The organism is Pseudomonas sp. WHRI 8519, from assembly GCF_040224055.2.
GTDB lineage: Bacteria > Pseudomonadota > Gammaproteobacteria > Pseudomonadales > Pseudomonadaceae > Aquipseudomonas > Aquipseudomonas putida_X.
Genome location: NZ_CP167996.1, coordinates 5701155 through 5713902, shown reverse-complemented (window position 1 = coordinate 5713902; position 12748 = coordinate 5701155). Strand labels below are relative to the sequence as shown.

15 protein-coding genes are annotated in these 12748 nt (G+C 59.4%); 8 read left to right on the top strand and 7 right to left on the bottom strand.

Annotated features, from left to right (window positions below; all coding sequences use genetic code 11):
* Positions 1-135: 135 nt before the first annotated feature.
* A complete protein-coding gene (locus tag ABRP30_RS26190; protein WP_267819335.1) occupies positions 136-768 on the top strand; it encodes a sarcosine oxidase subunit gamma in 633 nt (210 codons plus the stop codon).
* A 10-nt stretch (positions 769-778) separates the two neighbouring features.
* Positions 779-1636: a formyltetrahydrofolate deformylase gene (gene purU, locus ABRP30_RS26185; RefSeq protein ID WP_241805625.1), complete on the top strand. Its 858-nt coding sequence runs from the start codon at positions 779-781 to the stop codon at positions 1634-1636.
* Between the two features lie 141 nt (positions 1637-1777).
* On the opposite strand, the gene ABRP30_RS26180 is transcribed toward purU, so the two are convergent.
* Entirely contained in the window at positions 1778-2731 is a 954-nt protein-coding gene (locus ABRP30_RS26180; protein ID WP_372490323.1) for an IS110 family transposase, read from the bottom strand.
* Positions 2732-3122: 391 nt separating this feature from the next.
* Here ABRP30_RS26180 and fdhA point away from each other — a divergent pair, with 391 nt between their 5' ends.
* The gene (fdhA, locus tag ABRP30_RS26175; RefSeq protein WP_241805626.1) at positions 3123-4322 is read left to right on the top strand and encodes a formaldehyde dehydrogenase, glutathione-independent; all 1200 of its coding nucleotides are present in this window, start codon (positions 3123-3125) and stop codon (positions 4320-4322) included.
* 42 nt (positions 4323-4364) lie between these two features.
* Here the strand turns inward: fdhA and ABRP30_RS26170 are convergent, their stop codons facing one another.
* The 4 genes from ABRP30_RS26170 to ABRP30_RS26155 form a co-directional block, all read right to left on the bottom strand.
* The gene (locus tag ABRP30_RS26170) at positions 4365-4574 is read right to left on the bottom strand and encodes a hypothetical protein (protein WP_241805628.1); all 210 of its coding nucleotides are present in this window, start codon (positions 4572-4574) and stop codon (positions 4365-4367) included.
* Positions 4575-4727: 153 nt separating this feature from the next.
* A complete protein-coding gene (locus ABRP30_RS26165; RefSeq protein ID WP_267819330.1) occupies positions 4728-4991 on the bottom strand; it encodes a DUF3077 domain-containing protein in 264 nt (87 codons plus the stop codon).
* Positions 4992-5087: 96 nt separating this feature from the next.
* The gene (locus ABRP30_RS26160; RefSeq protein WP_267819328.1) at positions 5088-5330 is read right to left on the bottom strand and encodes a hypothetical protein; all 243 of its coding nucleotides are present in this window, start codon (positions 5328-5330) and stop codon (positions 5088-5090) included.
* Between the two features lie 456 nt (positions 5331-5786).
* The gene (locus ABRP30_RS26155; protein WP_372490369.1) at positions 5787-6515 is read right to left on the bottom strand and encodes an RHS repeat-associated core domain-containing protein; all 729 of its coding nucleotides are present in this window, start codon (positions 6513-6515) and stop codon (positions 5787-5789) included.
* 221 nt (positions 6516-6736) lie between these two features.
* On the opposite strand from ABRP30_RS26155, the gene ABRP30_RS26150 reads away from it, so the two are divergent.
* Both ABRP30_RS26150 and ABRP30_RS26145 read left to right on the top strand, forming a co-directional pair.
* Positions 6737-7315 carry a DUF2780 domain-containing protein gene (locus tag ABRP30_RS26150; RefSeq protein WP_349976580.1) on the top strand — a complete coding sequence of 193 codons (579 nt, stop codon included), beginning with the start codon at positions 6737-6739 and terminating at the stop codon, positions 7313-7315.
* A gap of 194 nt (positions 7316-7509) precedes the next feature.
* Positions 7510-7689 (top strand): hypothetical protein, encoded by a 180-nt coding sequence (locus tag ABRP30_RS26145; RefSeq protein WP_267819325.1) that lies wholly within the window; start codon positions 7510-7512, stop codon positions 7687-7689.
* Here the strand turns inward: ABRP30_RS26145 and ABRP30_RS26140 are convergent.
* Together ABRP30_RS26140 and ABRP30_RS26135 are read right to left on the bottom strand one after the other, a co-directional pair.
* Positions 7686-8579 carry an RHS repeat-associated core domain-containing protein gene (locus ABRP30_RS26140; RefSeq protein ID WP_372490514.1) on the bottom strand — a complete coding sequence of 298 codons (894 nt, stop codon included), beginning with the start codon at positions 8577-8579 and terminating at the stop codon, positions 7686-7688. The genes ABRP30_RS26145 and ABRP30_RS26140 overlap by 4 nt on opposite strands.
* A gap of 319 nt (positions 8580-8898) precedes the next feature.
* Positions 8899-9786: an acyltransferase gene (locus ABRP30_RS26135; protein WP_349976582.1), complete on the bottom strand. Its 888-nt coding sequence runs from the start codon at positions 9784-9786 to the stop codon at positions 8899-8901.
* A gap of 182 nt (positions 9787-9968) precedes the next feature.
* Here ABRP30_RS26135 and ABRP30_RS26130 point away from each other — a divergent pair, with 182 nt between their 5' ends.
* The 3 genes from ABRP30_RS26130 (at position 9969) to creC (ending at position 12694) form a co-directional block, all read left to right on the top strand.
* A complete protein-coding gene (locus ABRP30_RS26130; RefSeq protein ID WP_267819320.1) occupies positions 9969-10469 on the top strand; it encodes an ATP-dependent zinc protease in 501 nt (166 codons plus the stop codon).
* A gap of 111 nt (positions 10470-10580) precedes the next feature.
* A complete protein-coding gene (gene creB, locus ABRP30_RS26125) occupies positions 10581-11261 on the top strand; it encodes a two-component system response regulator CreB (protein WP_241805638.1) in 681 nt (226 codons plus the stop codon).
* The gene (gene creC / locus ABRP30_RS26120) at positions 11261-12694 is read left to right on the top strand and encodes a two-component system sensor histidine kinase CreC (RefSeq protein ID WP_349976583.1); all 1434 of its coding nucleotides are present in this window, start codon (positions 11261-11263) and stop codon (positions 12692-12694) included. The genes creB and creC overlap by 1 nt, the downstream gene beginning before the upstream one ends.
* The last annotated feature ends 54 nt before the right edge of the window (positions 12695-12748 follow it).

The following is a 12748-nucleotide window of genomic DNA, read 5'->3' as shown; positions in this document are numbered from 1 at the left end:
CGGCTCCCACAGGTGCGATGCAGTCCTGAAGGTAGGTGCGGTCCCTGTGGGAGCCGGCTTGCCGGCGATGAGGCCGGCAAATACGCCCTGCAAGCTGCTTCGTATCGACGACCAAGAATTCAAGGCAGGTAAGAAATGAGCGCTATCAACGTCTTCCAGCAAAACCCCGGCGCCGACGCCAAGGCGCAGTCGCCGCTGCACCACGCCGACCTGGCCAGCCTGGTTGGCAAAGGCCGCAAGAACGCAGGCGTGACCCTGCGTGAAAAGAAATTCCTCGGCCACCTGACCCTGCGCGGTAACGGCCACGACCCGGAATTCGCCGCCGGCGTGCACAAGGCCCTGGGCCTGGAGCTGCCAGTGGCCCTGACCGTAGTCGCCAACAGTGAAATGTCGCTGCAGTGGCTCGGCCCCGATGAGTGGTTGCTGATCGTCCCAGGTGGCCAGGAGTTCGCCGTCGAGCAAAAGCTGCGCGCAGCCCTCGAGGGCCAGCACATCCAGGTGGTCAACGTCAGCGGCGGGCAAAGCCTGCTGGAGCTGCGCGGCCCGCACGTGCGCGAAGTGCTGATGAAGTCCACCAGCTATGATGTTCACCCCAACAACTTCCCGGTGGGCAAAGCGGTGGGTACCGTGTTCGCCAAGTCGCAACTGGTGATCCGCCGCACGGCCGAGGACACCTGGGAACTGGTGATTCGCCGCAGCTTTGCCGATTACTGGTGGCTGTGGCTGCAGGACGCTTCTGCCGAGTACGGCCTGAGCATCGAAGCCTAAGGAGCGCAACATGAGTCGGGCACCGGATACCTGGATTCTCACCGCCGACTGCCCGAGCATGCTCGGCACCGTCGACGTGGTGACGCGTTACCTCTTCGAGCAGCGCTGCTACGTGACGGAGCACCATTCGTTCGATGACCGGCAGTCGGGGCGCTTCTTCATTCGCGTCGAGTTCCGCCAGCCGGACGGTTTTGACGAGGTCGGTTTCCGTGCCGGCCTTGCCGAGCGCGGTGATGCGTTTGGCATGGTGTTTGAACTGACCGCACCGAATCACCGCCCCAAGGTGGTCATCATGGTGTCCAAGGCCGACCATTGCCTGAACGATCTGCTTTACCGCCAGCGCATCGGCCAACTGGGCATGGACGTGGTCGCGGTGGTGTCCAACCACCCCGACCTCGAGCCACTGGCACACTGGCACAAGATTCCCTATTACCACTTCGCACTGGACCCCAGCGACAAGGCCGGGCAAGAGCGCAAGGTATTGCAGGTGATCGAAGAGAACGGGGCCGAGCTGGTTATCCTTGCCCGTTACATGCAGGTGCTGTCGCCTGAACTGTGCCGGCGCCTGGATGGTTGGGCGATCAATATCCACCATTCGCTGTTGCCGGGGTTCAAGGGCGCCAAGCCTTATCACCAGGCGTACAACAAGGGTGTGAAGATGGTGGGTGCCACGGCGCATTACATCAACAACGACCTGGATGAAGGGCCGATCATCGCCCAGGGGGTCGAGGTGGTGGACCATAGCCACTACCCCGAGGACCTGATTGCCAAGGGGCGTGACATCGAATGCCTGACGCTGGCGCGGGCGGTCGGGTATCACATCGAGCGGCGGGTGTTCCTCAACGCCAATCGGACTGTCGTTTTGTAGAGGCCTTTCGGGCCTCATCGCCGGCAAGCCGGCTCCCACCTGGATTGCGCCGGCTTCAAGGAATTGGGCAACACGGTTGCTTCCTCAGGTAAAGCGCAGGCCTGAAGAACTGCGCGGTCGAGGTGGGAGATTCTATGGTTATCAGCAAGCCATTTTCCCGCCTTTGGTAACGTATTCGTCCTGATTTCTCATCAGGGCGAATGCCACTCGTGCGAGCTTCCTGGCCAGAATTACCAACGCCTGGGTCGTTGCCTTACCGCTGTTTCTGTACTGCTCATATACCCCTTTCCAAGCGGCCGACCTGCTGGCCGCCATTGCTGCGTTATGCAGCAAACGACGGATTTCCGAGCAGCCGCGCTTGGTGAGCCGACGACGTCCATTCTTCTCTCCAGAATCATTAACCCGTAGGTCCATTCCCAGGAATGCGATGTACGAATCACTGCTCTTGAACTCGCCCCTTACAAAAGCCATTACCAGGGCTGTAGCGGTAAGAAACCCAATTCCCTCTACCGCCTGACAGCGGGCAACTTGCTCGTGCAGCCCAGCCTCTCGTAGCACTTCCTTAATCTTTTTTTGTATCAGCTGATCCAGCCGATCTATCGATGTTACGAAGGTTTTGAAGGCGGCCTTCAGCAGGCTTTCGTTTGTCCAGCTCTGAGCTAATGCAGTGCGAGCAGTCACCAAGACAGCTCTGCGTCGAAGGAGGCTCTGAAGCTTGCCGTAGACAGCAGGAGGCGGGGTCCAAGGACGAAGATCGTCGCCCTCGTTTTTCAAAAATCGGGACAGCAACCGAGCATCAGAGGGGTCAGTTTTAACCCGCCCTCCAACACTTTTCCTGTAGTTGCTCAGTTGGAAACCATCGATGACATAAACGTCGAAACCGAAGCCATGGGCTAGCTCAACCAGGTCCAGATGGTAGACATTGGTCGCCTCAACAGCGATTGCAGTGCCGAGGGGCTGTTGCTTTAGCCAGCTTTTGATTTCGGGCTTGGTATTTTTCAGCCTGATAATTTCATCACGATCATCGTGATGAATCACTAATTCGGCTTTTGCGACATCCGCACCCACGATCAGTTTGTTTACCTGCATTGCCATGGGCGGCTCCTCGCGTTATGGTTTTTGAGCTTGAAGGGTTTTCACCAAGAGGCGCTGGCTTGCTTCTATCGTCGTTTGCAAACGATGCATTCTTTATCGGCGCTTTGGTGGAAGGGGTGGGGCGATGTCTCCCACAGTCTGTACTGCGTCAACAGTCAGAATCCGGCATTTAGTCCCACCACCCCTTCAAGTCTAACCATACAAGCCGGCTTGCCGGCGATTGGCCCCACCCCGTTCGGCCTGCCGTAAAAAGGCATTCCCCTGTCGCTTTCAGTCAGTGTCTCGCGCCCCATCAAGCCCACAATTCTCTGCATTCCAGTAACACATGTCGCCCATGGACGGCGGCGCTTCAACCAACGCTGCATAAATACAAATCAAGCGAGGTAAGAGCATGTCTGGCAATCGTGGAGTGGTGTACCTGGGCGCTGGCAAGGTCGAGGTGCAGAAGATCGACTACCCGAAGATGCAGGACCCGCGCGGCAAGAAGATCGAGCACGGCGTTATCCTCAAGGTGGTCTCCACCAACATCTGCGGCTCCGACCAGCACATGGTCCGCGGCCGCACCACTGCCCAGGTCGGCCTGGTCCTGGGCCACGAAATCACCGGTGAAATCGTCGAGATGGGGCGTGATGTCGAACGCCTGAAAATCGGCGACCTGGTATCGGTGCCGTTCAACGTCGCCTGCGGCCGCTGCCGCTCGTGCAAAGAGATGCACACCGGTGTCTGCCTCACCGTCAACCCGGCCCGCGCCGGCGGTGCCTACGGCTACGTCGACATGGGCGACTGGACCGGCGGCCAGGCGGAATACGTGCTGGTACCGTACGCCGACTTTAACCTGCTGAAGCTGCCGGATCGCGACAAGGCCATGGAGAAGATCCGTGACCTGACCTGCCTGTCCGACATTCTGCCCACCGGCTATCACGGTGCCGTGACGGCTGGCGTAGGCCCAGGCAGCACCGTTTACGTCGCCGGTGCCGGCCCGGTCGGCCTGGCCGCCGCTGCCTCGGCGCGTCTGCTGGGCGCTGCCTGCGTCATCGTCGGTGACCTGAACCCGGCCCGCCTGGCGCATGCCAAGGCGCAAGGCTTCGAAGTGGTCGACCTGTCCAAGGACACCCCGCTGCACGAGCAGATCGTCGACATCCTCGGCGAGCCTGAAGTGGACTGCGCCGTCGACGCCGTTGGCTTCGAGGCACGTGGCCACGGCCACGAAGGCGCCAAGCACGAAGCCCCAGCCACGGTGCTGAACTCGCTGATGCAGGTCACCCGCGTTGCCGGCAACATCGGTATTCCGGGCCTGTATGTGACCGAAGACCCGGGCGCGGTCGATGCCGCCGCCAAGATCGGTGCGCTGAGCATCCGCTTCGGCCTGGGCTGGGCAAAATCGCACAGCTTCCACACCGGCCAGACCCCAACCATGAAGTACAACCGTCAATTGATGCAGGCGATCATGTGGGACCGCATCAATATCGCCGAGGTGGTAGGCGTGCAGGTGATCAACCTGGATCAGGCGCCGGAAGGCTATGGCGAGTTCGACGCAGGTGTGCCGAAGAAGTTTGTGATCGACCCGCACAAGATGTGGGGCGCGGCGTGATCGCGTGAAGTAACAAAGAGCCCCTTAATATGAGGGGCTCTTTTATGGCTGCTCGCTTGCCTCTTGCACAACCAGGACAGAGCCTTTGTCATCGGTGGCCAGCAAGCCGCTGGTGTGGGTTCCTTCCGTATTCACCTCTGCCAACGGTTGTTCCGCATTACGGAAGATGGCGCGATGCTGGTCGCCTTGCTTCACGGTGATGAGCATGTCGCCCTGGTAGAAGTAAAGCGAACGCTTCGGTGCTTTGCTCATGGTTCAAGTCCCTGTCGAGCTGGATGAAGAGGCTTTGCTCAAAGCCCATTCTGACCAGCCGCAGGAATTTTGATACTGGCAAAAATAACAGTTTTCGAAGCTCACGCAGGCTGTGTGGGAGCCGGCTTGCCGGCGATGAGGCCAGCACAAGGCTCAGCGCATCATACCCAGCTCGGCATCATCCATCAGCGCCTTGGCCAGCGCGCTCAGATAATGTGAAGCCCACAGCAACTGCGGCTTGTTTTCCATCAGGCCGTCTATGGTCAAATCTCGTACATAGCCCAGTAGCTCCGATGCCTGTTCGCGTGCGCTCTGGCAGGGGATGCCCGGCGCAATGCAGAACAGCGGGTGGGTCTGGCCTTCGCCCTGGTAGAAAAAAGTCTTGCCTACGGTGGTCTTGGTGTCTTCGCTGGTCATATTTCAATCTCCCTGAAGGTTCTCGGCTGCCAGGCCCTGCGCAATCCTTGTAGAAGCGGATTTATCCGCGAAGGGCCAGCCCAGCCGATACAAGCCTCAGTGCAGCGTTCGCGGCTCCGCCGGCAGCTGCACTTGGACCAACGCCGTTTCAAGCAGCACCCGCAGCGTTTCGAGTTCATGCATCGTGGCCATCATCAATATCGAAACCGGCGACTTGGGCTGCAGCAGAAGCGCCTGATGCGCGACGGTGTGGGCGCACAGTGCGTAGTCCGTGGCCTGGATGAGGGTATCTTCGAGGGAAAGGGAGGTGTGGGGTGGATCGGGGACAATCTTAAGCATGATGGAACACCTTGAATGAGGGCCATCACCATCTGCTGTCAAACAATTGGTGGCAGCTGTACATGGGTTGACAGACCGGTAGGTGAACCAAAACCCGGCGCACACGAAGTGCCCCATGCACAGCTGCCATAAGAGCGAGCCATGTGATTCATACCAAGGCGGCCTGTCAAAGCCGGTCGCTGATTTCGCAGCGACCGCCCGAGACTAGTGCCGAGCCCAGATCATCGCAATGGCTCAAGCGGCTTGGGACTGTAATTCAGAAACGTCCTACACGTAAGCGGAAAAAACTGAAACCCAGTCGAAACTCGGGCTGGGTTTCTTATGCTCGGCCTAGTTAACGCATAGTAGGATCTCGCCAAGCAAACATGCTGCCCTCTGGGTACAGGAGGCAAAGCCATGTGGTTGACGAAGGCAGTCTGTCCAGGCCAGCTGCTGAGCATGTATGTGCTTGCGTTTCTAGTAAGGAGGCCTAATGGTTCTCATGTCATAAGCGTTAGGGATTTCCAGATCCATTCCGTCGCGGACCAAGTGGAGCAACTCTGAAGTAAACCTCACCCTCAGTTTCGGACTGTACAGATTTTGCACGGTCATACGCTGAATAACGTGTGTATAGCGGCTGGTGATCTTTCTGTTGAGTCCTTCAGCTATCTGATGGTGGCGGTTTTCCAGCGAAATAAAGCGTTTGGTAGCAGTGGCTGCAGTCGCCTCACTGGAAGCACTCATAATGGCAAGCTTGGCACCGTCTAATTCCGATTTTGATATTCTGAACACATATTGATTAGCGGAATAATTCATTTCCTGTAGGCTTGCTTTACTAAAGTGCTTGGGCGCTAACGTTGTGGGGTGCGTCGGCAACTTGAGTTCCGGGCCACGCCTAGGTAATTGGATTTTTGGAGCTTTTGCTGGGTACAGGAAGGAGGCGTGCCCCGTCGGATCGATTTGATTCACGGGGTCGCCTGAACAATAGGCGTAGCTGTTTATTCCCCCATCGCCAAACGGGCTCAAGCTGTCAGCGCTGTAAAAGCGAAGCAGGCTGGGGTTGAAGGCTCTGTAGCCAGAGCCCAGAATATAAAGTGACGTATGCGCTAGTAGGTGCTCGCCATTGAAACCAAGCGCAGTTCGTGCTCGCTGGGCCGTGGCAGAAAACCCGTAGGCGGTATAAACATGTTTTTCGCCTCTGTTCATACAATTGTATCTCCATCAGGCGGAGCGCTTTGTCGCTCCGATTATTCTGGCTTCCCTGAGTATCTCGATGCCTATCGCATGTAGCTACTGGCAAAAATGACAGGTGTTCGCTACTGATCGTGGCCGCCAGAGCGTCCCGACAAGCAGCTTGGAACAATAGCTTGAAACGCCAGTCAAACCCCTCGTTTCCCAGGCCATCCCGGCCTACGAGGTCCCTCCCGATGAAAGCATTCACCCTGGCAACCCTGATGACCCTGGCTGCAAGCCCGGTGTTCGCCTTCAACCTCAGCGATGCCGCCAATGCCGTCTCGGCCATGCAAAACCAGAATCAGCAAGCCCAGGTGCAGGCGCCTGAGGCGCAGGCCAATCTGCTCAATACCCTGGGCAGCGAACTGAACATCACCCCGGAACAGGCTGTGGGCGGCGCAGGGGCGATGCTGGGGCTGGCGCGCAACAACCTCAGTAGCGACGACTACGGCCAGTTGACCAAGGCCGTGCCGGGGCTCGAGCTGCTTTCCGGTGCCAATGCCCTCGGTGGCCTCAGTGGCCTGGGTGAACTGCTGGGCAACAACAGCGAAAACCAGTCGGCCCTGAGCCAGGCACTGGGCAACGATGTGGAAAATCGCACGGACCTGGATGCAGCGTTCAAGGCGCTAGGGATGGATACCGGCATGATCGGCCAGTTCGCTCCGCTGATCCTCCAGTACCTGGGCCAGCAGGGCATTGCCGGATCGCTGCTGCAGAACCTTGGTAGCCTGTGGACTACACCGGCGCCGCTGGTACAACAGCCGTCTGTCTAAGGTAGAAGCCGATTCGCAGAGTAGGCTAGGGCTTGGGCGCAACAGCACCAGGGATTGCCAGCGTCGGCGCCGACAGAGTGCTACACAGTCGATGCATGTGTGCCGAAGAGTCTCTTGATCGGCCCGCGCAAGTTGCGGGGCGCCGCTTGACGTATTGATGCTGCAAAGAGCCCCTCAGCGGGAAGGGCTCTTGTGTGGCTGTTCGGCTGGCCGTCCACGATGAAAATAAAGCCTCCGTCACCGGTGGCCAGCGGGCCACCATCTTGCGCCTGGTCTTTGCTGAGCTTTGCCAGCGGCTGGTGCCCAGTGCGGAAGATGGTGCAATGCTGATCGCTCTTTTTTTCAGTGATCAGATGATTTCCCTAGAGTTCTAAAAGGGTCTGGGTTGGAGGACATTCAAATCCGAAGGATCTTCGCCCCGTAAAAAATTAGGTTTTGGTATCGGATCATGCCTAGGGCTGTAGTAGGCACTTCTACGAACGCCGTCGACAATCTCCACGAAATAGGGCTTTGTACGCCTTAACATAGGACTGGGTGATCGGCTTTCAGGCGGAGTCGAGTCCCTGGACGTATGCCGGCTCTCGGCCTGGCTGGATTGTATCGGATCGATAGTAAATGTAGGGGCCGCGCTTCCATTCGCTGAAGCCAGTGTAGATTCGCTTGCGGAACGCGTTGTTGGCAGGCTGGACGCGTGCCCACGGTGTGATCGAAGCTCGGGGCCTACCCTGCTTTCGTGCGCTGAGGCAGTATGCGTTTGCGCTTGCCCGAGTAAAGGGAGTGTCGGTCGGCGGGGTAAAGGGAGTGCCGCTTGGGGGGGTGGGTTCGGAATATGGGGGAGCGAGCGAGATCTCCGGAGCATTCCTAACGGGGTTCTTCCACTGGGATCCACGTTGTTCACTGGGTCACCCTCGCAATAGCAATACGCATTCAGCCCACCACGTCCAAATGGGCTCAAACTGTCGGGTGAGTTAAAGCGCATCCTCTCAGGGCTATAGGATCGATAGCCATTCCCCAATGGGTAGTCGCAGCGTAATGAGATATACGCTTCTCCATTGAACCCTAGCAATGTCAATTGCGATGGCAGTCTCGGGTCATGGCCGTAGGCGGTGTAGAGGTGAGGTTCAGCGTGGCCAATTTGTTGGACCTGTAACACGGTGCCGTTATCTTCTACTGCCAGTAAGCAAGGGCCTTGGCCATCCGATTGTTGCTCGGCGAGTGGGATGGCGTACGCGCGGAGAATTGTGCGGTGCCTGTCGCCTAGCATGATCATGATTGGCCTTTCGGCGCGATAGAAATATAACGAGCGGGTTGATGCTGTAAGCATGACTCATGTCCCTGCGGCACTGAGTGAGAGGGGTTGCCAAGAGTCCATTCTGAGCAGGCGCAGGGATATTTAAAACTGGCAGGAATACTAGTTCTACAGCCCGCCGCGAAACCTGTGGGAGCCGGCTTGCCGGCGATGAGGTCGGCATGACTCCAGATAATGTCAGGCCCAAAGCAACCGCGGCTAACGCTGCTACAGGCCTTGCGCAATCTGAGTGGTGCGGGGAACCCGCGCAAGAGCCCTCACAGGTGCGCCACGCTCAATCCATCTCGCTTCGCAACCGCTCGATCCGCTGGTCCTTCTCGATCCACAGCTGATTCACCCAAGCCTGCACGGTCTGGCGGAATGCCGGGTCATTCTCGTAATCCCCGTCCCACAATGCCGGGTCCAGTTCACGCACCTGAATGTCGATAACCACGCGGCTGATGCTGCCGTTGAGCAGGTCCCAGAACCCCGGTGCCTTGTTGCCGGGGTACACGATGGTCACGTCCAGCAGCGCATCTAACTGCTCGCCCAGCGCCGCCAGTACAAACGCCACGCCCCCTGCCTTCGGCTTGAGCAGGTAGCGATACGGCGACTGCTGTTCCTGGCGCTTGGCCTCGGTAAAGCGGGTGCCCTCCAGGTAGTTCACCACGGTCACCGGCTGACGCTTGAACAGCTCACAGGCCGCTTTGGTGATCTCCAGGTCCTTGCCCTTGAGCTCGGGGTGTTTCTCCAGGAACGCCTTGCTGTAGCGCTTCATGAATGGGTAATCCAGGCCCCACCAGGCCAGGCCCAGCAGGGGTACCCAGATCAGCTCCTTCTTGAGGAAAAACTTGAAGAACGGTGTGCGGCGGTTGAGGCTTTCGATCAGCGCGGGAATGTCTACCCAGCTCTGGTGGTTGCTCACGGCGAGGTAGGAGGTGTCTTTACGCAGGTTTTCGACGCCTCGGATATCCCACTGGGTAGGAATGCACAAGGCGAAAATGGCCTTGTCGATTTCCGACCAGGCTTCAGCGACCCACATCACGGCAGCGGAGGCGTAGTCACGCCAACGGCCCGGCAGCACCAGTTTGAGCAGAGCGAAGACCAGCAGGGGGCAGATCAGCACCACGGTATTGAGCAGCAGCAGGGTGGTCGTAAGAATGCCGGTCAGCAGGCGACGCATAGGGAAACTCTTGTTGTGGGATTTGAACGGGCGGCAATGATAAGCAGCGCCGCAGCCTACGCCAAATGTCCAATGCCCAGCGGCCAGGACAAATGTTTCACATTATGTTGTTTACCCTTGTGACAGCGAACCTATCCTGCCTGCACAGTCTAAGCACACAACCCTTTCAAGGAAGCCTGCCTGTGAAACCAATGCTAGCCCTGTTGTCGCTGTTGGCGCTGCCGGTAATGGCCGCGGAACCTACGCTTTACGGCCGTTACGAGAACATTTCTTTGCCTGAACTGGGCGAAACCCTGAAGGCCAAGATGGATACCGGGGCTTACACCGCTTCGTTGTCGGCCAAGGACATCGAGCGCTTCACGCGCGACGGCGAGGACTGGGTGCGTTTCCGCCTGGCGACCAAGGCGTCCGACGGCAAGGTCTACGAGCATAAGGTTTCGCGGATCAGCAAGATCAAGAACCGCGCTGACGAAGACGACGAAGGCGATGCGCCCGAGCTGTCGCGCCGGCCGGTAATCGACCTTGAATTGTGCCTGGGTGATGAGAAGCGCACCGTGGAAGTGAACCTGGTCGACCGCAGCAGCTTCAACTACCCATTGCTGGTGGGTGCCAAGGCGTTGCGCGAATTCAAGGCCGCGGTAAATCCGGCAAAACGCTTCACTGCGGGCAAGCCTGACTGCTGAGCAGTCGCGAGCCGCAAGCTGCAAGCTACAAGCTGCAAGTTAAAGCAGATCGGTGTAAGTTCATGCGATCCGCTTTTACTTGAAGCTTGAAGCTTGAGGCTTGCAGCTCAGATGCCCCACATTCTCATCGTCGAAGACGAAGCCGCCATCGCCGATACCTTGGTCTACGCCCTGCAGGCCGATGGCCATAGCACCGAATGGGTCACCCTCGGTGGTGTAGCCCTGGAGCAACAGCGGCTGCGCCCTGCCGACCTGATCATCCTCGACATCGGTCTGCCCGATATCAGTGGTTTCGAAACCTGTCGCCAGCTGCGCCGCTTCAGTGAGGTGCCGGTGATGTTCCTCAGTGCGCGTGATGGTGAAATCGACCGTGTGGTCGGCCTGGAGATCGGTGCGGACGACTACGTGGTCAAACCCTTCAGCCCGCGTGAAGTGGCGGCGCGGGTTCGTGCGATCCTCAAGCGCATGGCGCCGCGGCAAGAAACCACCACCGAGGCGCCACTGTTCCAGCTCGATACCCTGCGCATGCAAATCAGCTATCGCGCTCAGCCACTGGTGCTGACGCGCCATGAGTTCCGCCTGTTGCAGTGCCTGCTCGAACAGCCACAACGTGTGTTCAGCCGCGAACAGTTGCTCGATGCCCTGGGGGTGGCCTCCGACGTCGGTTATGAACGCACCATCGACAGCCATATCAAGAGCCTGCGCGCCAAGCTGCGCCAGGTAGCTGCCGACGCCGAGCCGATCCAGACCCACCGCGGCCTGGGTTACAGCTACAGCCCGGAACACGCCTGATGCGCCTGGGCATTCGGATCTTTCTGGTGTACTTCCTGTTCGTCGGCTTGGCCGGTTACTTCCTGCTCAATACCGTGCGCGAGCAGATCCGCCCTGTGGTACGCCAGTCTTCCGAGGAAACCCTGGTCGACACGGCCAACCTCCTGGCCGAGATCCTCCACGATGACGTCAAGGCCGGTACCCTGGCCCAGAGCCGCCTGCCTGAGGTGCTCAAGGCGTACGGCTTGCGCAGCCCGGGCGCGCAGATCTGGGGCCTGGCCAAGAACCAGGTCAGCCACCGCATCTACGTGACCGATGCCAAAGGCATCGTGCTGCTCGATTCCAGCGGCCAGGACCTGGGCAAGGACTATTCGCGCTGGAATGACGTGTACCTGACGCTGCGCGGCCAGTACGGTGCTCGTTCCACCCGCAGCGTGGAAGAGGATGAAAGCACCTCGGTGATGCACGTGGCCGCGCCGATCGTTGACCAGGGGCAGGTTATCGGCGTGGTCACAGTGGCCAAGCCCAACAGCTCGCTGCAACCGTATATCGACCGCTCCGAGCAGCGCTTGCTTGGCCTGGGGGTGGGGCTGATCGGCATGGGCCTGTTGATCGGCGCTGCGCTGTCTTGGTGGCTGGCCCGCTCCCTGCGCCGGCTGGCCCGTTATGCGCAGGCGGTCAGCGAAGGCCAGCGCGCCGCGTTGCCTTACTACAAGGGCGGTGAGCTGGCGCACCTGGCCAATGCGGTGGAGCGCATGCGCACACAGCTTGAGGGCAAGGCGTACGTCGAACGCTACGTTCACACCCTGACGCACGAGTTGAAGAGCCCGCTGGCGGCTATACGCGGTGCGTCTGAATTGCTCCAGGGTGATATGCCTGCCGAACAGCGGGCGCGCTTTGCCGGCAACATCGAGCGTGAAAGCGAGCGGCTGCAGCAGATGATCGAACGCTTGCTCAACCTGGCGCGGGTCGAGCAGATGCAGGCGCTGGAAGAGGAGCAGCAGGTTGCCTTGGCCCCGTTGGTCGATGAGCTGCTGCTGGCGCATGCCGCACGCATCGACGCAAACGGCCTGCAGGTGCGCCAGCGGGTGCCGGCAGGGATGTGGCTGCTGTGCGATCCGTTTCTCATGCGCCAGGCGCTGGCCAACTTGCTCGACAATGCGCTGGATTTCACCCCGCCGGGCGGGGCGCTGCTGTTCGAGCTGGAGCGCGATGGCGAGCGGGTGGCGCTGAGCCTGTTCAATCAGGGGGAGGCGATACCCGCGTATGCCATCGGCCGGGTTGCCGAGCGTTTCTATTCGCTGCCGCGGCCGGGGAGTGGGCGCAAGAGCACCGGGCTGGGGCTGAACTTTGTGGATGAGGTGATGCAACTGCATGGTGGGTCGCTGGCGGTGGATAACGTCGATGGCGGGGTCCGGGTGCGGTTATGGCTGCCGGTGCGGCGCGTGAGCTGAGATTGTTGGGGCTGCTTTGCAGCCCATCGCCGGCAAGCCAGCTCCCACAGGTAC

What these genes read in the sequence shown, in the direction of transcription:
- ABRP30_RS26190 (WP_267819335.1), top strand. Translation starts at nt 136, where the DNA reads ATGAGCGCTATCAACGTCTTCCAGCAAAACCCCGGCGCCGACGCCAAG.
- purU (WP_241805625.1), top strand. Translation starts at nt 779, where the DNA reads ATGAGTCGGGCACCGGATACCTGGATTCTCACCGCCGACTGCCCGAGC.
- ABRP30_RS26180 (WP_372490323.1), bottom strand. Translation starts at nt 2,731, where the DNA reads ATGGCAATGCAGGTAAACAAACTGATCGTGGGTGCGGATGTCGCAAAA.
- fdhA (WP_241805626.1), top strand. Translation starts at nt 3,123, where the DNA reads ATGTCTGGCAATCGTGGAGTGGTGTACCTGGGCGCTGGCAAGGTCGAG.
- ABRP30_RS26170 (WP_241805628.1), bottom strand. Translation starts at nt 4,574, where the DNA reads ATGAGCAAAGCACCGAAGCGTTCGCTTTACTTCTACCAGGGCGACATG.
- ABRP30_RS26165 (WP_267819330.1), bottom strand. Translation starts at nt 4,991, where the DNA reads ATGACCAGCGAAGACACCAAGACCACCGTAGGCAAGACTTTTTTCTAC.
- ABRP30_RS26160 (WP_267819328.1), bottom strand. Translation starts at nt 5,330, where the DNA reads ATGCTTAAGATTGTCCCCGATCCACCCCACACCTCCCTTTCCCTCGAA.
- ABRP30_RS26155 (WP_372490369.1), bottom strand. Translation starts at nt 6,515, where the DNA reads ATGAACAGAGGCGAAAAACATGTTTATACCGCCTACGGGTTTTCTGCC.
- ABRP30_RS26150 (WP_349976580.1), top strand. Translation starts at nt 6,737, where the DNA reads ATGAAAGCATTCACCCTGGCAACCCTGATGACCCTGGCTGCAAGCCCG.
- ABRP30_RS26140 (WP_372490514.1), bottom strand. Translation starts at nt 8,579, where the DNA reads ATGCTAGGCGACAGGCACCGCACAATTCTCCGCGCGTACGCCATCCCA.
- ABRP30_RS26135 (WP_349976582.1), bottom strand. Translation starts at nt 9,786, where the DNA reads ATGCGTCGCCTGCTGACCGGCATTCTTACGACCACCCTGCTGCTGCTC.
- creB (WP_241805638.1), top strand. Translation starts at nt 10,581, where the DNA reads ATGCCCCACATTCTCATCGTCGAAGACGAAGCCGCCATCGCCGATACC.
- creC (WP_349976583.1), top strand. Translation starts at nt 11,261, where the DNA reads ATGCGCCTGGGCATTCGGATCTTTCTGGTGTACTTCCTGTTCGTCGGC.